This is a genomic window from Lysobacter sp. yr284 (assembly GCF_900107375.1).
In the GTDB taxonomy this organism is placed as follows: domain Bacteria; phylum Pseudomonadota; class Gammaproteobacteria; order Xanthomonadales; family Xanthomonadaceae; genus Lysobacter.
On sequence record NZ_FNPT01000002.1, the window covers coordinates 182,690 to 200,452 of the forward strand.

Sequence of the window (17,763 nt, forward strand, 5' to 3'; positions counted from 1 at the left end):
TTGTGGGAGGGCCTTCAGGCCCGACGCTGTTCGTTCCGGTCGCTGCGCTACATCGGAAACAAAAGCATCGGGGCTCAAGCGCCTCCCTCGCTCGCCCCGGACGCCTGCGTACGGGCGTCGCGTCGAAACATCGAAACGTTGAAGCGTGTGCGCGCAAGATCGCATCCGTTCTCGTCGATCCCTGCGCCTCGCCGCGAGCGCGCTCGGCCGCCTCATACGCACGCAGATCGCTCCGGCGGCGAAAGCTGAGCGGCAGTTATCCGTTGCGGACGAAAAACCGGGCGGCCGGTCTCGCGGTTACAAGTCGCGCACACTTTGACGCATCGCATCGGGTATTCCGTGAGCGCGGTCGCGTCCGGACTCGATGCCGGCGCCCGAGCGCAATGCAAATCGCACGATTGCATCCGTACAGTTCCATCCGCATCGTCCGTCGTTCGCCGCCGCCGCCCCCGGGCGCGCGCGCCGCGCGCGCCGCGCCGCTGCGGAACGGTTTAAACAACTCTTAAAACCCCGAAGTCAGCATCGCGGCGGCGAGCGCTCGTCCGCTGCGGCGCCCGGCTGTCCCGATTCCTTCCCCACCCAATCAGGAACCCTTGTTCATGCGCATCGTCCGCATCGTTCCCTTGTTGTTGCTCTCGCTCCCGCTCGCGCTATCGGCCCAAGTCCGCAAACAAGGCGAGGAGCGCGCCGACATGGCGCCGACGAGCTGGAGCGTCGGCATCGCCGCCGGCAGCCGCAACGAGCTCTACGCCGGCGAGGGCAACCACACCCGCGTGATTCCGTTCTTCGGCTACGAGGGCGAGCGTTTCTACTTGCGCGGCATCACCGCCGGCTATTACCTGGTCAAGAGCGACGAATTCGCCTTCGACGTGTTCCTGGGCGGGCGGCTGGACGCGATGGACCGCAAGGACTTCGGCCGGCGCGAGCTGGCCAAGCGCGGCATCGACCGCGACTTGCTGTCCAACCGCGACGACAGCGTCGACGCCGGCGCCTCGGTGAGCTGGCGCGGCAGCGCCGGCGAAGTGCAGCTGGAGGTCAAGGCCGACATCCTCGACGTCAGCGGCGGCTACGAGGCCGACCTCAGCTACCGCTACCCGATGCAGGCCGGCGAGTGGCTGCTGACGCCGGCGGTGGGGGTGAGCTGGATGTCCAAGGACCTGGCCAACTACTACTACGGCACCCTGGACAAGGAAGTGCGGCGCGGCGTGGTGAGCTATCGCCCCGGCAGCGTCACGATTCCGTCGGTGAGCCTGACCGTGGCGCGGCCGTTCGCGGAGAAGTGGCGCTTCATGGCCAACGTCGGCTACCAGGTGCTGCCGGACGAGATCAGCGACAGCCCGTTGATCGCCGAGGATACCGACGGCGTGGCGCAGGTGTTCTTCGGAGTGGTGCGCAGCTTCTGATCGCTGCGCGGCGCCCTCGCCGCAACCCCTCTCCCGCATGCGGGAGAGGGGGCTTCAGCGTCTTTGCGTCTGCTGCCGGCGCGAGCGCCGCTCAGTACAGCGGCGTCCCGGCCTCGTACGCTTCCACGAACGCCTGCCAATCCAGCTCCACCTGCTGCGCATACGCGAACGCGAACGCGCGGATCTCCGTCTTCAGCCCGCTCTTGCTCGTCACCGCCTCGCTGACCTGCTTGTCGATGCTGTAGCTCACCACCGAGCTGTCGTAGTCCTGGTCGGCCAGCGCGTGCGCGCTCGCCAGGGCCTGGCCGAGATAACCCGCGGCGGTGTCGAGCTTGCCGGCGCTGTCGAGCTTGGCCGGGTCGAAGTCTTCCTGGAACGGCGATTTCTCGTGCACGTAGAACGGCACCCCGGCGACGCTGGCATGGCCGATCAACACCTCGGCGTTGCTCACCTGGGCCTTGGCCGTGCGCGCCACGCGCAGGCCTTCGTGGCTGTCGTAGGCGGCGGCCGGCAGGCGCCCCGGCGCGGCCGCGGCGACCGCGCTGGCGGCTTCCTGCTTGAACTCCAGGATCACATCGTCGGAGGTCGCCGACGTCGCGCCTTCGAGCAAGGCGTAGTAGCGCGCGCGGCCGAGGCTGCCGACGCCGGAGCCGAGCTTCTGGCGCACGTCCTTGAGCGTGTAGAACGCGGCCGGATAGCGCTTGGACGCGGCGATCGAGGACACGTAGCCGGCCATCGCCGTATTGACCGCGCTGTAGGTCGCCGCCGGCACCGCGACCAGGTTCGGCAGCGCCTGGAAGCGGCGCGCGCCGCCGCTGACCGCGGTGTACTTCGACAACAGACTGGCGCGGGTCTTGCCGTCGGCCTTGCCGATGGTGTCGTCGACCGCGCCGGTGGTGCTGTCCTTGTCCAGGCGGAAGCCGCTTTCGCCGTTGTTGCCCTTGAACTCGCCCATCTGGTCGACGTACTTGCCGACCAGGGTGTCGATGGCGGTGCCGATGGCGGCATCGCTCAAGCCGTTGTCGTGGCCGGCCAGGACCAGGCTGGCCGCGAGCCGGCGCAGGTCCCACACGTACTGGCCGAGGTAGCCCTCGTCGAAGTCGGCGACCTTGAACACCGCCTTGCCGCTGCTGTCGCGCGCGGCGTCGAAGTTGCCCAGGTGCATGTCGCCGCCGATCCAGGTGTAGCCGGTCTGCGCGCTGGCGTAGGCCGAGCCGGGCAGGGTGGTCATGTCCTGGAAGAACAGGTGCGCGGTGCCGCGATAGAAGGCGAACGGGCCGTCGGCCATGGTCGCCAGCTTGGTGTCGAGCTCGCCGCTGGCGGTGGCGGCGTAGGGATGGTTATGGTCGCGGATCTGCTGCACGACCCAACTCTTGCGCGCGCTGGCGGCGTCGGCGGGGACCTGCGCGCAGGCGGCGCTGACCAGGGCGAGGGCGAGCAACGAGGTACGGATCGACGGCATGCGGGCAGTCCTTGGAAGAGCGCCGCGCGGGCACGGCGGCGCGGCCGAGTCGACCACCGGCATGTGTCAGTGGCGTGAATCGGAGCGCTACGGCGGGCGGGCGCGGCGGCCGCGCGACTGGCGCGGCGGCGCGAAATCGGGTTGCATGGGGCCCGCAACCCCCTGCGGCGAAAGCCCGAACAAGGACGCTCTGGATGAAATGGCTGCGCCGATTGTCGTTGCTCCTGGCCGTGGTCGCTGCGGCGGCCGCGGCGCTGCTGTTCGCCGTGGTCCAGCCCGGCGTGGGCCCGCGCACCTCGTCGCCGCCGGCCGCCGACGCGCAGCGCCTGCGCGACGACGTCAAGCGATTGTCGGTGGACTTCTATCCGCGCAGCTACGACCGGCCCGGCCAGCTCGACCAGGTCTCGGCCTGGCTGCATGAGGAGTTCGAGCGCGCCGGCGCGCGGGTGAGCTACCAGCCGGTGACCGTGGAGGGGCAGGCCTATCGCAACGTGGTCGCGCGCTTCGGTCCCCAGGACGGGCCGCTGCGGGTGATCGGCGCGCACTACGATTCCTTCGCCGAAACCGGGGTCGACAGCGGCGACGAACGCGGCTACTCGCCGCGCACCCACACCCCCGGCGCCGACGACAACGCCAGCGGCGTCGCCGGCCTGCTGGAACTGGCGCGCATGCTCGGCCGCGCGCCGCCGTCGCGGCCGATCGAACTGGTGGCCTACACCCTGGAAGAGCCGCCGCACTTCCGCAGCGAGCACATGGGCAGCGCCTGGCATGCGCGCGCGCTGCGCGCGTCCGGGCGCGAGGTCGAGTACATGCTGTCGTTGGAGATGATCGGCCGCTTCAGCGACCGTCCCGGCAGCCAGACCTATCCCGTGCGCGGCATGCACCGGTTGTATTCGGACCGCGGCGATTTCGTGGTCGTGGTCGGCCGCATGGGCGACTTCGGCCTGACCCGCAAGGTCAAGGCGGCGATGGCCGGGGCCACGCCGCTGCCGGTGCATTCGATCAACGCGCCGCCGCTGCTGGTGCAGGGCGTGGATTTCTCCGATCACCTCTCGTACTGGCGCGAAGGCTTCCCGGCGCTGATGGTCGGCGACACCGCGTTCCTGCGCAGCCACCGCTATCACCAGGCCGACGATACCTACCAGACCCTGGACTACGCGCGCATGGCGCAGGTGGTGCAGGGCGCGTACGCGGCGGCGACGGGGCCGTAGCGCGGCGCCGCCATCGGCTAACATTCGCCGAGACGACCCACGCCCGGCAGGCGCGATGAGCGAGAGCGACGCAAGCGCGAATGCGGAACCGGCGGTCACCCGGATGGAAGCGACGCCGGATCCCGCGCACGGCTGGGTCTTCGACCGCCGCCGGCGGTTTTTCCGCGCGACGGTGCGGATCGTGTTTCTCGAGCGCGTCGTCGCCTACCGCTCGCCGTTGCGCTGGAGCCGGTTGAACATCGAGGGCGGGGAAGAAGGCTGGAGCCTGGGCTTCGCCGAATTCGTCATGCGGCGGCTGGACGGCGAGGAAATCTTCGAGGCCGGACAGGTGGTGGAACTGGCGCTGGACCTCTACGAAAAGCTCGCCGACGACCCCGAACTGGACGAGTTCCCGGCGGGGCCGGCGACATTGTCCATCGGCTTCGACCTGTACGCGCGCGACCGCCGGAGCGACACGGGGTTGTACGTCGAGATCCCGATCGAAGTGATCTGAGCGCGCCGGCCGGTCGATCCGATCAATCGATCCGGTACACCCGCGCCTTCGGCATGTCCTCGTCGACCTGCAGGAACCAGCGCCCGGCCACGCCCGGCACCACCACGATCTCGGGCTTGAGCATCGGCTTCTTCAGGCTCATGCGGCCCTTGAGCACCTTCCACTGCTGGCCGTTCTCCAGCTCGAACACGGTGCCCGGCTCCCAGCCGCTGACGTCGTGCTTGAGCCGGCTCTTGATCGGCTCGTCGTTGAGGCCGATGAACTGGCCCGCGCCGGGGCTGCGTTCGCGCGGCGCGCCGGCGCCGACCTGCGGGCCGGCGTCCTCGGCGTTGGCCTGCGCGTCGGCCGGGGCGGCGGCCGCGGCGGTGCGCGCGGCGCCTTCGTCGGCGTCGCGCAGCATGCGGTTGAGCTTGGCCAGTTGCTCCTCGCTCAGGCCGACCTCCTGCAACTGCTGCGGGGTCAGCCGCCGTTCGATCTCGACATAGGGTTTGCGCGCCTGCGCGGCGAAGGACAGCAGGAACAGGGCCAGCAGCACGGACGCGAGCTTGAACGGACGCATGGGGGATCGCCTGGGAATCGCTTGGAGGGAGGGGCGGGTGGACAGGTCCAATGCCGGGACCGCGGCCGCGCCGCTGAGCGCAATTTATGGCTGTTTCGTGACAGTGCGGCGACAGCGCCCCGGCCGCGCGGGTACGCCGGCGTTCCGCGCAGTCCGCGGCGGTCGCACGGGCCGGCGGTATCGGCCGTGACCGCGGCCGGCAAGTGCGGGTGATCGAGCCGGCGGCGCGGCCGCGACGCCCGCGCCGCCGGTTCAGCGCGGCGGTCACGAAGCGCGGCGGCGATTGCTACGCCGGTCGCGGAACCGGAAAACGCCTCGCCGCGCGTGCGCGCGGTCAAGCTTCGCCGGATCGCCGCCTGGCTAGCGTGTGCCGCCGCCGATCCGGCGGTGTCAGGAGGACAGCCCCCATGAAGCACCTTTCCAAGCGTTCCGCGCTCGCCCCGCTGCTGCTCGCCGCCGCCCTGTTCGCGCCCGCCGCCTCGGCCGAACCGCACACCAACCTCGTCTACGGCAGCGGCGCCTGGGGCGACGAGACCACCGCCACCGTCATCGCCATCAACCAGGCGATCACCGTGTGCCAGCAGTCCGGCGGCAGCGTCCTGTTCGGCTACACCGTGGTCTCGCGCCAGTTCATCCATCCGAACTGGGGCATCACCGTGGCGATCCGCTGCCAGTACCCCTGAGCGCAGCGGCGCATCGCACCGCCGCGACGGCGGCGCGATGCGCGCCGGCGTTGGGCGTGGATGAGCAACACGCACGCGCATGCCGGCGCGCGCTCGGCGCGGACACGACGAGGGCCCCGCGCGGGGCCCTCGTGGCGCTTCGAGCCTGAGGCGGGGCGAGCGGTTATAAGCGCCAGCCCAGCACGTTCCAATGCCAGGCCGCCCACGCGGCCAGCGCGAAGGCCAGCACCGCGGCGACATGGCGCAGCTTGCGCCAGCGGCCGAACTCGCGCGTGCGCAGCGCCGGCCACAGCAGGGCGACATCGGCCAGGGTCAGCGCCAGCGGCAGCGTGCCCAGCCACAGCGCCGCGCGCAGCAATCCGCCCGGATAGCTGAAGACCGCGGCGTTGCCGGCGGAGACCAACTGCACCAGGGCGACGGCGAAGGCGAGCGCGAACGCGATCCAGGCCGCGGCGGTGAACGCGAGCCAGCGCGCGCTGCGGTCCGCCGCCGCGTCCGCGCGCGGCTGGCGCCGGCGCAGCCATTGCCCGGCCAACACGCCCAGCGCGGCCAGCACCGCCAACGCCAGCGACGCATACAAGGTGTTGGCGCTGTCCAGCGCGCCGGCGCGGTCGAACACGTCGTGGCCGTAGGGCGAGACGAAACCGGTCACGCGGCCGTTCTCGCGCAGGAACACCAGCCGGTCCGGGCCTTCCACGGCGCGGAACACGTCGGGTTTCTCGGCCGCCCAGCGCGAGGTTTCCTCGCCGGCGGACAAGGTCAGGTAGCCGTCGGCGGTGACGCCGATTTCGGCGTTGGTCGCGGTCAGCAGCTTCTCGAAGCGGCGGTAGTTGCGGCGCTCGCCGAGGTAGCGGCCCAGGTAGGGCTGGGCCGCGGCGGCCGCGCCCGGCGCCGGCAGCGCGGCCGGGCGCGCGCGGGCGAAGTAGCGTTGCAGCAACAGCCCGGGCAGTTCCGCGGCCAGGCGCCGACCGCTGTCGGTGTTGGTGGAGACGAACACGCCGAAGCCCAGTTCCGGCACCGCCACCAGGTTGGAGTGGAAATACAGGGTGGCGCCGCCGTGCTCCAGGCTCAGCACCTGGCCGTAGCGGTGGCGGAAGAAGCCGTAGGCCAGGCCGGTGGCGTCGGGCGCGTTGGCGAACAGCGGCGCGCCTTCGAGCCGGGCGAACGCCGTCGCCGGCACGATCCGGCGGCCGTCGAGTTCGCCGCGGCCCAGCAGCATGCGCAGGTAGCGGGCCATGTCGGCGGCGTCGCTGGACACCGAGCCGGCCGGCGCGAGTTGCGCGATGTATTCGAAGTCGCGTTTTTCGAAGCCGCCGTGCTTGCGCTCGTAGCCGTCCGACCACAGCCCGGCGAAGGCCGCGCCGCTGTCGCGCGGGTCGTGCTTGCCCAGCGGCTCGCGGAAGGTGGTGCGGCGCATGCCCATCGGCTGGAACAGGTCGCGTTCGATCAGCGCCTCGAACGGCACGCCCGCGGTTTGCGCCAGCACCGCGCCGAGCAGGGCCACGCTGTAGTTCGAGTACACCGCGTGGGTCCCGGGCTCGCGCACGCGCGCGGGGCGGTGGCGCTGCAGGTAGTCGGCCAGGGTCAGCGCGTGCTGCGGGTTCTGGGCGAACAGGTGGCCGAAGGCGGAATCCTCGTAGCCGGCGGTGTGGGTCAGCAGGTGGCGCAGCCGCACCGGTTTGTAGCCGTCGTCGGGCAGCTTCAGCGCCGGCGGCAGGTAGTCGTTGACCGGCGCGTCCAGCGACAGTTTGCCGGCATCGATCAGCGTGAGCGCTTCCAGGTAGGTGAAGGTCTTGGACACCGAGCCGATCCGGAACAAGGTCGCCTCCGGCGTCACTGCGCGCGCCGGTTTCTGCCCGGCCGTGCCGTAGCCGCGCAGCAGCAGCGGGCCTTGCGCATCGACCACGGCGACGGTGGCGCCGGCGATGCCGTAGCGGCGGCGGTAGGCCTCGACCACGCCGTCGACGTAGGCGCCCAGTTCGGCCGGGTCCAGGCGCGCGGCGGCGGCCGGCGTCGAAGGCGCAGCGCTTGCGGGCGCGACGGTCGATGGCGCCGCGGGCGTTTGCGCCAGCGGCTGCGCGCCGGCGGAAGCGGCGAGCGTCAGTGCTGCGAACAGCAGGTAAGAGCGAAGGCGGGACAGGCGCATGGCGTCCTCGACGGTCAATGGTGGGAGGGGAGAATCGGCGCGAGAGGGGCCGGCGCCGGATCGCGGCGCCACAGCAGCCACACGCCGCGGGTCAGCAGCGGCAGCACGTACACCGCCAGCAACAGATAGGACAGGCCGCGATAACCGCTGGCGATCAATGCGACCAGGCCGACGCGGTCGGCCAGGAACACCGAGCCCAGCAACAGCGCCGCGGCCAGCGCCAGCCGCGCGCGCGGCGGCCACGGCCGGCCGCGGCGCGCGCGCCAGGCCGCGGCGGCGCGTTCGTTGATCGCGTGCACCGCGCCGGCGCCGCTTTCGAGCAATGCGGCGAACACCATCAGCTGGAACAGCGCATGGAACCACGGCCGACCGAGCCGTTGCAGCAGGTAGTCCGACGGCAGCGCCGCGTCGGCGACCTGGGCCTGGAAGCCGATCATGCACACGAAGAACGCCAGCGCCGGCAGCATCGCCAGCGGCCCGGCGATGAGGCCGGCGACGGCGGCGTCGCGGCGGCCGGCGAAGTGCCGCGCTACCGGCAGGATCACCACCGCGCCGACCAAGTTGTAGCCGGCGTAGGTCAGGCCGTCGCCGAGCCAGCCGGCGGCCGGCGCGGCCGGCGCGGCGAACGCGGCCTGGATGCGGTCGCCGAACGCCGACAGCGCCAGCGCCGCGAACAGCGCATAGACGCCGTAGAGGAACACCGACACCCACTTGAACACGCGTTCCACCGATTCGTTGCCGAAGCTCACCACCGCCGCGATCGCCGCGACCAGGCAGGCGGCGCCGGCCAGCGGCGGCCAGCCGAACAAGGCCTGGCCGATCGCGCCGGCGGCGGCGCCGAACACCGCCAGCAGCACGATCAGCAGCGCCAGGTAGGCCAGCTCGAACGTCCACCACAGCGGCCCGAGCAGGCGCTGGAAGAAACTGCGGTAGTCGAAACTGCGCAGCGCCTGGGCCAGGACGAAGGTGAGCATGCACACCAGGCTCCACAGCGCGGTCGCCGCGGCCATCGCGTACACGCCGCCCCACGGGCCGGCGGGCAGGAAGAACTCGACCAGTTCGCGTCCGGTCGCATAGCCGCCGCCGATCACCACCGCCTTGAACGCGAAGCCCGGCAGCAGATAGCGCTGGAACCACGAGCCCGGCGCCGCGCCTGCGCTCACGCCGGCGACTCCACGCAGGCGCGCACCAGCGCGCGCAGCGCTTCGCCGCCGCGGATCGGGTCGGCCACCGGCAGGCCCAGGCGCCGGCTTTCGCTGCGCATCAGCGCCTGCGCCTGGTCCGGCGGCAGGTGCGCGGTGTTGAAGCTGATCCCGGCGCAGCGGATCGCCGGATTGGTCAGGCGGCCCAGGCGCAGGTTCAAGTCGATGGTTTCCTCGATCGAGGGCACGGCGTGGCCGGGATAACCCAGCAGTTCGCGCCGGCCGGGCGCGTGGCAGACCACGATCGCATCGGGCTGGCTGCCGTGCAGCAGCGCCAGCGACACGCCGGCATAGGCCGGGTGCGACAGCGAGCCCTGGCCTTCGATCACGTCCCAGTGCGCCGGATCGGCGTCGGGGCTGAGCCATTCGGCCGCGCCGGCGGCGAAATCGGCGACCACCGCGTCCAGCGGCAGGCCGCGCCCGGCGATCAGCAATCCGGTCTGGCCGCTGGCGCGGAACTCGGCGTCGATGCCGGCCTCGCGCATCGCCCGGGCCAGGCTCAGCGCGGTGTATTTCTTGCCGAGCGCGCAATCGGTGCCGACGGTGAGCAGGCGCTTGCCGGAGCGCTTGCGCCCGCTCGCCGTGGGCAGCGCACTGGGCGGTTCGCGCACGTCGATCAGGCGGCGGCCGTGGCGCGCGGCCGCATCGCGCAACGCCGGCACCTCGGCCAGGCGGGTATGCATGCCGCCGATCAGGTCCAGGCCCTCGGCCAGCGCCTGCGCCAGCGGCGCCAGCCATGATTCGGGAATGACGCCGCCGACGTTGGCCACGCCGATCACCAGCGCGCGCGCGCCTGCCTCGCGCGCCTGTCGCGGCGTCAGCGCCGGCAAGCCCAGGCCGACCTTCGCTTCGGGCAAGGCGTACTCGCCGACGCAGCGCTCGCGCGCCCAGTCGCGCAGGCCGAACGCGGTCTTGGCGAAGGCCGGATGTGCGACGTCGCCGAGGAACAACAGATAGGGCTGGGGCAGGTCGAGCGACGGCAGCGGAACGGGCGCGGAGGTTGCGGCGGGAGTGGACATGCGGACATTCCGTTGTAGGCCGGGCCGGTGCGGCGGCTGCGGCCGGTGAGTCGTGGGGGCGGCGGTGGTCGGGCGGTGCGATGGATGCCGGGGCGCGCGGTTGGGCGGAGCGTCGCCGGCTGCGTCGCCGGCGCCGCGCGCGCGCCCGGCTCAGAAGCGCAGGTCGAACTCCAGGCCGATCGTGCGCGGCTGCACGCGGTTGGCCCGCCATTCGACGATCTCGCCGGTGGCCGCGCTCTTGACCGGCGACAGCGCGCTGATCTCGCGCGCATCGGTCAGGTTGCGCACGTAGGCGCGCACTGTCCAGTCGTTGCGCGACACGTCGGCGTTGAGGTTGAGCTGGCCGCTGGCGGGCAGCGGCGCGGCATCGGGATTGCTGTCGACGTTGGTCTTGCGCTTGCCGATCCATTGGTAGCTCGCGCCGAGATGGCCGTTGTAGCCCGCGCTCCATTCGAAGAAATAGTCGGCGGTCGCGGCGAAGGTCCAGCGCGGGATGCCCGGCAGGGCGTCGCCCGGCAGGCCGCGCAGCGAGGGCGCCGCGTCGACCAGATAGGCGTCGGTGTACGAGCCGTTGACGCCGACCCGCAGGTCCGGCGTCAGCTTGAACATCGAGGTGAGTTCCACGCCGCGGCTGCGCGCCTTGCCGCCGTTGGCCGCGTAGCTGATGCCGTCGCGGGTGGAGGCCGACAGCTGGATGTCCTTCCAGTCGATCACGAACGCGGCCAGGTCGATCGATGCGCGCTGGCCGAAAAACAGCGATTTCCAGCCGATCTCGTAGTTCACCAGGCGGTCGGAATCGACCGACGGCGGCACCCCGGGCACGGCGAAGTTGGGGCCGCCGGGACGGTAGCCGCTGGCGATGCGCGCATACGCCATGCTGTCGCGGTCGAAATGCCAGCGCGAGCCGAACAAGTACGTGGTGACGTTCTCCGAGGAGCGGCCGGGCGAGGCGCCCAGCGGCAGCAGGATGCCGTCGGTGACGATCTGCTCGAAGTTCTGTCGGTTGCGTGCGTGGCGCAGGCCGGCGGTGATGTCGAAGCGTTCGCTGAACTTGTAGGTCGCGTTGGCGAACAGCGCGCGCTCGGTGTAGTCCGAGGGAATCTCGGCGATGGCCAGCGGGGTCACGCCGGGAATCGATTCGCCGGCCACGGTGGTGGCGCCGACCACCTGGCGGTTGTCGGAGGTCTCGCGGGTGTAGAAGCCGCCGATCATCCATTCGAAGCGGTCGTCGGGCTTGGAGACCAGGCGCAGCTCCTGGGTCCACTTCTCCAGCTCCAGCGCCAGCGAGAACCGGGAGATGCCCGGCGCCGCGCCAAACAGCGGGAACACCGGGCCGTAGATGCGGCTCTCGTCGGTGGCCTGGTCGGTGGAGGTCTTGGAGTAGCCGGTGGCGGACACGAAATCGGCCCAGCGCAGGTTCCAGTCCAAGGTCGCGGCGAAGAAATCGATCGTCTTCTCGAAGGTTTCCGGGACTTGCTTGTCGGTGCCGTCGCGGCCGAGCGCGGGACGGCGCGCCGCGTCGAGGTTGCTCAGGCTGTTGTCGTCGGAATCCACGCTCTGGTGCAGGCCGGTCAGCTTCAAACCGACGTCGTCGTTGGGCTGCCACAGCAGCGACACATGGCCGCTGCGCTGGCGGGTGTCGTTGATGTCCTTGCGGCCGCTGGCGCGGTTGTCGTTCCAGCCGGGCGTGGATTCGTCGGCGAACGACGCGCGCAGCGCCAGCCGGCCCTCGACCAGCGGCGCGTTGAGGCCGGCGCGGGCGCTCCAGCCCAGGTCGCCGGCGCCGGCGATGCTCGACAGCCCGGCGCCGACGCGGCCTTCGAAGCCGTGCAGGTCCGGGTCCTTGAGCACGTACTTGAGCAAGCCGCCCATCGCGCCGGCGCCGTACAGCGTGCCTTGCGGGCCGCGCAGCACTTCCACCCGCTGGATGTCGTAGGGCAGCAGGTCGAGCACGAAGCGGCTGGAGCGGGCGAAGTTGCTGCTCGAACCCAGCGGCGTGTCGTCCAGATAGGTGCCGACCACCGCGCCCGCGCCGATGGTCGGGATGCCGCGCAGCGACACCGAGGCCTGGCCCGGCGAACCGCCGTTGCTGATGGTCATCGCCGGCAGGTAGCCGTTGAGGTCGGACAACTGGGTGACGTGCTGGTTCTCCAGTTGCTGTTCGCCGACCACGCTGATCGAGGACGGCACCTTGCGCGCGTTCTCGGTCCGCTTCTGCGCGGTCACGGTGACCGCTTCCAGGGTCGCCGAAGGCGCGGTGTCGGGCGCGTCGCGCGCGGCGCCGTCGGCGGCTTGCTGCGCGGCGGCATCGCAAGCGGCCAGGGCCAGGCCGACGGCCAGGCCCAGGGCAAGGCGGGAGCGGCGAGGGCGGACGAGGTGCGGCATGGCGGTTTCCCCGGATGGCGAAGTGCGTGAGTGGATTCGGCGTGCGGGTCGCCGGCGCGCAAGGCGCGGGCGGGCGCGGCAACGCGGCGCAGCGGCAGGGTCGCGGCTCAGCGCCAGACCTGGCCGAGCAGGCGGCGGAAGTTGCCGCCGAGCACGGCTTCGATGTCGGCCTCGCCGTAGCCGCGGCGCAGCAGCGCCTGGGTCAGTTCGTAGATCTTGGTCGGGCGGTCGAAGCCCTCGATGTCGATGCGTTCGCGAAAGCCGTAGCTGGCCTTGTAGGACGCCTTGAGCGCCTTGAGCTGCTCGGCCGGCATCGCGTCGTAGCCGTACAGGTCGGCGTCCGAACCGATGCCGACGTGCTCGATGCCGACCAGCCGGGCGACGTGGTCGATGTGGTCGATCATGCTGTCGAGCGTGGTCGGCTCTTTCGCGCCGACGAACATGCGCACGCCGGTGATGCCCATGACCCCGCCCTTGGCCGCGAGCTTGCGGATCGCCTCGTCGCTCTTGAGCCGCGGGTGGTCGTTGAGCGCGCGGCAGTTGGAATGGGTGATCGCGATCGGGCCCTTGGCCAGTTCGATCGCGTCGAGCGTGGTGCGGTCGCCGCAGTGCGAGACATCGACCAGCATGCCGACCTTCTCCATCTCGGCCACGATCGCCACGCCGTAGTCGCTGAGCCCGCCGTCCTCGCGCTCGGTGCTGCCCGAGCCGATCGTGGTCTGGCTGTTGTAGGTCAGCTGCGCACAGCGCAGGCCCAGGCCGTGGAAGAAGGCCACGTCCTCGGTCTTGCGGAAGTGCTCGGCGTTCTGCACGCCGGAGATCACCGCGATCTTGCCCTCGCGCTTGGCCCGGTCCAGGTCGGCGGCGCGGCCGACCAGCGCGAACAGGTCGCTGTGGCGCGCGAGCAGCCCGTGCCAGCCGGCGAGGTACTCGGCCACGCGTTCGCGCGCGTCGGCGCCGGTCAGGCCCCAGGAGTTGTGGAAGACGTCGATGCCGCTGAGGCGGAAATCGGCGATGCGGCGCTCGTCGAGTTGCTGCGCGTAGACGTCTTCGCGAAGATCCAGCCGCAGCGGCGCGAGCATGTCGATCACCAGCGCGCGCTCGACGAGGGCGCGCACGCGCGGGGAATAGCGCTTGAGTCGTTCGTGCGTGGGTTGCGGCGTCGCCGCGCTGGCGGCGGCATGCAAGGGCAGGGCGAGCGCGGCGACGGCGGCGGAGGCTTGCAGCAGGCGGCGACGGCTGAGGCGGACGGGCGCGGGCGTCATGGGCGTGGGACCTGGGTCGATGGCACGGAAGCCGCGGCGTCGGCCGCGGAACGGGGCGCGACGGCGCCGCCCCAGACCTCGTCGGGGCAGTGGATGAATCCGTCGCGATAGACCACCGCCGGTGCGCGGTCGGCCTGGATGAAAGTGGGGCCGTCGAGATCGACCAGTTCGCAGACCTGGCCGAGCGCGAACGCCGGCGCGGCCGCCCAGCTGGTGCCGAGCATGTTGCCGACCATGCAGCGCAGGCCCAGCGCGCGCGCGCGCGCGACCATCGCCAGCGCCTCGGTGAGGCCGCCGCACTTGTCCAGCTTGAGGTTGACGACGTCGCAGCGGCCGGCCAGCGCGTCGAGTTCGTCCAACCCTTGCACGCTTTCGTCGGCGGCCACCGCGACTGCGCAGTCCAGCGCGTCGAGGTCGGCTTCGCGGCCGCGCGGGAAAGGCTGCTCCAGCAATTCGACCCGGTGGTCCGACAGCGTCGCGATCAGCGGCTCGATGCGCTGCAGCGTGTAGGCCTGGTTGGCATCGACCAGCAGCCGCACGTCGGGCCGCGCCGCGCGCGCGGCGGCGACGCGGGCGATGTCGAGCGCGGCGTCGCCGTCGAGCTTGAGCTTGAGCAGGCGCGCCTGCGCCAGCGCGCGCGCGCCGGCGGCGACCTGCGCCGGCGCGTCCGCGCCGAGGGTGAAGGCGGTCGGCAACGGCCGCGGCGGCGCCAGCCCGGCCAGCGCCCACACCGGCCGGCGCTCGCGCTGCGCCTGCAGTTCCCACAGCGCGCAGTCCAGCGCGTTGCGCGCGCCGCCGGGCGGCAGCAGGGCCTGCAGCGCGGCGCGGTCGATGCCGGCCTCGATCGCCTCGCGCTGCGCGTCCAGCGTCGCGTGCATCGAGGCCGGACGGTCGTCGAGGTAGTACACGCCGCAGGCTTCGCCGCGGCCGCGGTGGCCGTCGCCGTCGGTCAGCGTCGCCACCAGCGCCGGCATCGCTTCGAAGCGGTGGCCGGCGATGGCGAACGGCGCCTTCAACGGCAGCGGTTCGATCGCGAGCGACATCTGCAGGCGGGGGCGGCTGGGCATGGTCGGTGGGCGGCTGAAATTGAATTTTCAGAATCAGAAAATTAATTTTCTTCAGAGTCAAGTTCGGGCGACGAACGGAGCGGCGGTGGCGCCGAAGCGGGGTAATTCGCGGGATTCGTCTGCTGCGGCGCAGCAGGCGGCGGCGGGCGATTGCGCGAAAAGGCGGCCGGCCGGGGCGCCGGCGAGCCTGGCCCGTGCCCGTCGGCGTGCGACCATCGCCGGCCGCGACCGCACCTGCGGTGGCGGCGTCCGCGCCGCCGCGCCGCTGCCCGCCAGGAACCCGCCCCAGGCATGAGCCCGACCCTGCGAACCCTGCTCGATCAGTTCGAAACCGACCCGTCGTGGCCGCCGCCGCCGCGCTGGCGCGAGCGCGCGCAATGGCAGGAGCGGATCGAGCGCGCGGGCCTGGGCGCGGCGGCGGACGCGGCGGATCTGCGCGCGCGCGCCGACGCCGCCCAGGCGCGGCTGGACGCCGCCGACGCGCGTTGGTCCGCGGCGCTGCGCGCGCGCATCGTCGCCGGCGACGGCGCGCAGTTGCTGCGCGAATGGCGGCGCGAATCGCCGCCGCACGCGGACGGCGAGGGCTACGATCCGCTCGACGCCCTGCTCGGCGCGGTGCTGGACCTGGCCGAACCGCAGGGCGAGGTCGCCGCGCCGGCGCCGCAGACGGTGTTCTACCAACCCACGCCGGCGCGGCACCTGATCGAGTTGCTGGCGCGGCTGGAACTGGGCGCGGACGATGTGTTGATCGACCTGGGTTCGGGCCTGGGCCACGTGCCGCTGCTGGTCGCCGCGTGCACGCCGGCGCGCGCGCTGGGAATCGAACACGAGGCGGCCTATGTCGACAGCGCGCGCGAGTGTGCGCGTCGCCTGGGCCTGCAGCGCGCCGGCTTCGTCCACGCCGATGCGCGCGTCGCCGACCTGTCGGCGGGCACGGTGTTCTACCTGTACACGCCGTTCACTGGCGACTTGCTGGCGCAGGTGCTCGAACGCCTGCGCGCGCTGGCCGCGCAACGCGCGATCCGCGTCGCCGGCCTGGGGCCGTGCACCCGGGCGCTGGCGGCGCAGGCGTGGCTGCGTCCGCTGCAGGCGTCGTGGGCGACGGACCGGATCGCGTTGTTCGCGGCCGGGCCGTCGCCGCCGGGCTAGCGCCGGCGCTCAGCCGATCGCGAGGGCGCCGGCCGCGGCCGGCGTCGCCGCGCGCACCGGCGAGGCCAGCGCCGCGGCCAGCAGCAAGCCCAGCGCGAACCAGCACGCCAGCTCGTGCAAGGACCGCCGGCGGCGGCGCCGGCGCTCCGGGTCGCGCCCGGCCAGTTTCAACCGATACAGGCGATCCAGCCGGCTGGCGTCGCGGGCGCGCGGACGCGGCCATGCAGCCGCCTCGCCCGGCCCCTGCGCCCAGGCGCGCGCGTCCGCGCCGTCCGCCCGCGCCTGCAGTCCTTGCGCCGCGCCGCTGCGATATCCGTCGCTGGAAGCGTCCATGTCGTCCTCCCTGCCGTGGTGTCGGCCGGTCCTTGCACGCTGTGATCAACGCGCTCGCCGCGGCGGGGCGGACATCGCCGCGATGCCCCTCGGCGCGACGCGCGCGGCGGGTTCAACGCGGTGCGACGCGGGCATCGGCCAGCGCTGCCGCCGCGGAGTAAGCTGGCCGCCCCCAGCGAGGACTTCGCCATGCGCATCGACGGCGCCTGCCACTGCGGCAACATCCGTTTCGTCCTGGATTGGCGCAGCGAACCCGACGTCATCGCCGCGCGCGCTTGCGACTGCACGTTCTGCGTCAAGCACGGCGGGGTCTGGACCGCCCAGCCGCAGGCCGGGCTGCGCCTGAGCCTGCGCGATCCGCAGCGGGTCTCGCGCTACGCCTTCGGCACCGGCACCGCCGATTTCCTGGTCTGCGCGCACTGCGGCGCGGTGCCGGCCGTGGTCAGCCGGATCGAGGGGCGGCTGTATGCGGTGGTCAACGTCAACACGTTCGAAGGTTTCGACCCGGCGCGGATCCAGCGCGCGCCGGCCTCGCTGGACGGCGAAACCGAGTCGGCGCGGCTGGCGCGGCGGCAGCGCAACTGGATCGGCGAGGTCGAGATCGTCGAAGGCGCCTGAGCGCGCTCCGACGCCGTCTGCAAGGAACCGCGATCATGCCGCCGCCGCGCTCGTTGTACTTCCACGAAGACGACCACAGCCAGATCGAACTGCTGCCGATGGCGGCCTGGGCGCATTGCCAGGGCACGCTGGCGAGCCTGCACGACTTCGCCCAGGCCCGCTTCGACGGCGCCGGCTACAGCGACATGATGGTGCGCCCGGATGCGCCGCAGCGGCTGGCCGAACTGCGGCTGGCGCCCGCCGCGGTCGCCGCGGCGGCGGCCGCGCAGTTCCCGGCGTACGAGGAAGTCTGGACCGGTTATTCGTCCTCGCGCACGCGCTGCCGCGGGTTGCGCGCCTGGGGCGAGGAAGGCTTCGCCCTGTTCGCCGATGGCGACGAGGCCCGCGTCGAAGGCCTGTGGCTGTTGGCCGATCGCTGGTGGCCGCGGCACGCGCCGCGGATCGCCGCGTTGCTGCGATCCTTGCCGCAGGCGGGCGAGCTGTTGCTGGTGGATTGGCCGTGGGGCCATTTGTTCGCGTTGAGCGATGCGCCGGCGCTGGAGCGGTGGCTGGCGGAGCGGACGGCGGAGTCGTAAGCGGCGCGAGGGCGGTCTCGAACTTCGTCTGCGGGGCGCCGGGAGCGCGCTGCGAACGCGCAGGTTCCGTCTCGATGGCGCCGGCATCATAACCCGGGCCGCTGCGACCGGCGCTGAAGCGTCGACGCGGGGCGATGCGCCATCGGGCGTGCGTCGGCGTACCATGCCGCCTCGTTTCGCGACGGCGGCCAGG

At 72.0% G+C, this 17,763-nt stretch carries 16 protein-coding genes; 7 read left to right on the plus strand and 9 right to left on the minus strand.

All coding sequences use genetic code 11. The features are described from left to right. The first annotated feature begins 692 nt into the window (after positions 1–692). Positions 693–1,403: a MipA/OmpV family protein gene (locus BLV01_RS05885; RefSeq protein ID WP_217633455.1), complete on the plus strand. Its 711-nt coding sequence runs from the start codon at positions 693–695 to the stop codon at positions 1,401–1,403. Positions 1,404–1,494: 91 nt separating this feature from the next. Here the strand turns inward: BLV01_RS05885 and BLV01_RS05890 are convergent, their stop codons facing one another. Further along, on the minus strand, positions 1,495–2,865 hold the full coding sequence (locus tag BLV01_RS05890) for a DUF2252 domain-containing protein (RefSeq protein ID WP_091795234.1): 1,371 nt from the start codon (positions 2,863–2,865) through the stop codon (positions 1,495–1,497). Positions 2,866–3,059: 194 nt separating this feature from the next. Here BLV01_RS05890 and BLV01_RS05895 point away from each other — a divergent pair, with 194 nt between their 5' ends. Next, on the plus strand, positions 3,060–4,076 hold the full coding sequence (locus BLV01_RS05895; protein ID WP_091795237.1) for a M20/M25/M40 family metallo-hydrolase: 1,017 nt from the start codon (positions 3,060–3,062) through the stop codon (positions 4,074–4,076). Between the two features lie 55 nt (positions 4,077–4,131). Next, complete coding sequence (locus tag BLV01_RS05900) at positions 4,132–4,569, plus strand: hypothetical protein (protein ID WP_091795241.1); 438 nt, start codon at positions 4,132–4,134, stop codon at positions 4,567–4,569. Positions 4,570–4,591: 22 nt separating this feature from the next. Here BLV01_RS05900 and BLV01_RS26135 read toward each other — a convergent pair whose 3' ends face one another. After that, positions 4,592–5,128 carry a hypothetical protein gene (locus tag BLV01_RS26135; protein ID WP_091795244.1) on the minus strand — a complete coding sequence of 179 codons (537 nt, stop codon included), beginning with the start codon at positions 5,126–5,128 and terminating at the stop codon, positions 4,592–4,594. A gap of 407 nt (positions 5,129–5,535) precedes the next feature. Between BLV01_RS26135 and BLV01_RS05910 the strand changes: the two genes are divergently transcribed. After that, a complete protein-coding gene (locus tag BLV01_RS05910; protein WP_091795247.1) occupies positions 5,536–5,811 on the plus strand; it encodes a hypothetical protein in 276 nt (91 codons plus the stop codon). A gap of 163 nt (positions 5,812–5,974) precedes the next feature. Here BLV01_RS05910 and BLV01_RS05915 read toward each other — a convergent pair whose 3' ends face one another. The 6 genes from BLV01_RS05915 to BLV01_RS05940 all read right to left on the minus strand — a co-directional run bounded on the left by BLV01_RS05915 (position 5,975) and on the right by BLV01_RS05940 (position 14,895). Then, a complete protein-coding gene (locus tag BLV01_RS05915; protein WP_139178524.1) occupies positions 5,975–7,957 on the minus strand; it encodes a serine hydrolase domain-containing protein in 1,983 nt (660 codons plus the stop codon). A 14-nt stretch (positions 7,958–7,971) separates the two neighbouring features. Continuing rightward, a complete protein-coding gene (locus BLV01_RS05920; RefSeq protein WP_091795254.1) occupies positions 7,972–9,120 on the minus strand; it encodes a hypothetical protein in 1,149 nt (382 codons plus the stop codon). Further along, entirely contained in the window at positions 9,117–10,178 is a 1,062-nt protein-coding gene (locus tag BLV01_RS05925) for a DUF1611 domain-containing protein (RefSeq protein WP_091795257.1), read from the minus strand. The genes BLV01_RS05920 and BLV01_RS05925 overlap by 4 nt, the downstream gene beginning before the upstream one ends. Before the next feature lie 150 nt (positions 10,179–10,328). Then, on the minus strand, positions 10,329–12,563 hold the full coding sequence (locus BLV01_RS05930) for a TonB-dependent receptor (protein WP_091795261.1): 2,235 nt from the start codon (positions 12,561–12,563) through the stop codon (positions 10,329–10,331). A 107-nt stretch (positions 12,564–12,670) separates the two neighbouring features. Continuing rightward, entirely contained in the window at positions 12,671–13,828 is a 1,158-nt protein-coding gene (locus tag BLV01_RS05935) for a dipeptidase (protein WP_091795264.1), read from the minus strand. Then, positions 13,825–14,895 (minus strand): dipeptide epimerase, encoded by a 1,071-nt coding sequence (locus tag BLV01_RS05940; protein ID WP_091795266.1) that lies wholly within the window; start codon positions 14,893–14,895, stop codon positions 13,825–13,827. Before BLV01_RS05940 ends, BLV01_RS05935 begins: the two co-directional genes overlap by 4 nt. Positions 14,896–15,186: 291 nt before the next feature. Between BLV01_RS05940 and BLV01_RS05945 the strand changes: the two genes are divergently transcribed. Next, a complete protein-coding gene (locus tag BLV01_RS05945) occupies positions 15,187–16,044 on the plus strand; it encodes a class I SAM-dependent RNA methyltransferase (protein WP_091795268.1) in 858 nt (285 codons plus the stop codon). A 9-nt stretch (positions 16,045–16,053) separates the two neighbouring features. On the opposite strand, the gene BLV01_RS05950 is transcribed toward BLV01_RS05945, so the two are convergent. Beyond that, positions 16,054–16,377, minus strand: a complete 324-nt coding sequence (locus BLV01_RS05950) for a hypothetical protein (RefSeq protein WP_091795271.1) — start codon at positions 16,375–16,377, stop codon at positions 16,054–16,056. A 189-nt stretch (positions 16,378–16,566) separates the two neighbouring features. On the opposite strand from BLV01_RS05950, the gene BLV01_RS05955 reads away from it, so the two are divergent. Together BLV01_RS05955 and BLV01_RS05960 are read left to right on the plus strand one after the other, a co-directional pair. After that, positions 16,567–16,995, plus strand: a complete 429-nt coding sequence (locus tag BLV01_RS05955; RefSeq protein ID WP_091795274.1) for a GFA family protein — start codon at positions 16,567–16,569, stop codon at positions 16,993–16,995. A 35-nt stretch (positions 16,996–17,030) separates the two neighbouring features. Then, positions 17,031–17,570: a hypothetical protein gene (locus tag BLV01_RS05960; protein ID WP_091795277.1), complete on the plus strand. Its 540-nt coding sequence runs from the start codon at positions 17,031–17,033 to the stop codon at positions 17,568–17,570. The last annotated feature ends 193 nt before the right edge of the window (positions 17,571–17,763 follow it).

What these genes read in the sequence shown, in the direction of transcription:
- BLV01_RS05900 (WP_091795241.1), top strand. Translation starts at nt 4,132, where the DNA reads ATGAGCGAGAGCGACGCAAGCGCGAATGCGGAACCGGCGGTCACCCGG.
- BLV01_RS05930 (WP_091795261.1), bottom strand. Translation starts at nt 12,563, where the DNA reads ATGCCGCACCTCGTCCGCCCTCGCCGCTCCCGCCTTGCCCTGGGCCTG.
- BLV01_RS05950 (WP_091795271.1), bottom strand. Translation starts at nt 16,377, where the DNA reads ATGGACGCTTCCAGCGACGGATATCGCAGCGGCGCGGCGCAAGGACTG.
- BLV01_RS05890 (WP_091795234.1), bottom strand. Translation starts at nt 2,865, where the DNA reads ATGCCGTCGATCCGTACCTCGTTGCTCGCCCTCGCCCTGGTCAGCGCC.
- BLV01_RS05910 (WP_091795247.1), top strand. Translation starts at nt 5,536, where the DNA reads ATGAAGCACCTTTCCAAGCGTTCCGCGCTCGCCCCGCTGCTGCTCGCC.
- BLV01_RS05935 (WP_091795264.1), bottom strand. Translation starts at nt 13,828, where the DNA reads ATGACGCCCGCGCCCGTCCGCCTCAGCCGTCGCCGCCTGCTGCAAGCC.
- BLV01_RS05895 (WP_091795237.1), top strand. Translation starts at nt 3,060, where the DNA reads ATGAAATGGCTGCGCCGATTGTCGTTGCTCCTGGCCGTGGTCGCTGCG.
- BLV01_RS05885 (WP_217633455.1), top strand. Translation starts at nt 693, where the DNA reads ATGGCGCCGACGAGCTGGAGCGTCGGCATCGCCGCCGGCAGCCGCAAC.
- BLV01_RS05915 (WP_139178524.1), bottom strand. Translation starts at nt 7,957, where the DNA reads ATGCGCCTGTCCCGCCTTCGCTCTTACCTGCTGTTCGCAGCACTGACG.
- BLV01_RS05940 (WP_091795266.1), bottom strand. Translation starts at nt 14,895, where the DNA reads ATGCCCAGCCGCCCCCGCCTGCAGATGTCGCTCGCGATCGAACCGCTG.
- BLV01_RS05945 (WP_091795268.1), top strand. Translation starts at nt 15,187, where the DNA reads ATGAGCCCGACCCTGCGAACCCTGCTCGATCAGTTCGAAACCGACCCG.
- BLV01_RS05955 (WP_091795274.1), top strand. Translation starts at nt 16,567, where the DNA reads ATGCGCATCGACGGCGCCTGCCACTGCGGCAACATCCGTTTCGTCCTG.
- BLV01_RS05960 (WP_091795277.1), top strand. Translation starts at nt 17,031, where the DNA reads ATGCCGCCGCCGCGCTCGTTGTACTTCCACGAAGACGACCACAGCCAG.
- BLV01_RS05925 (WP_091795257.1), bottom strand. Translation starts at nt 10,178, where the DNA reads ATGTCCACTCCCGCCGCAACCTCCGCGCCCGTTCCGCTGCCGTCGCTC.
- BLV01_RS26135 (WP_091795244.1), bottom strand. Translation starts at nt 5,128, where the DNA reads ATGCGTCCGTTCAAGCTCGCGTCCGTGCTGCTGGCCCTGTTCCTGCTG.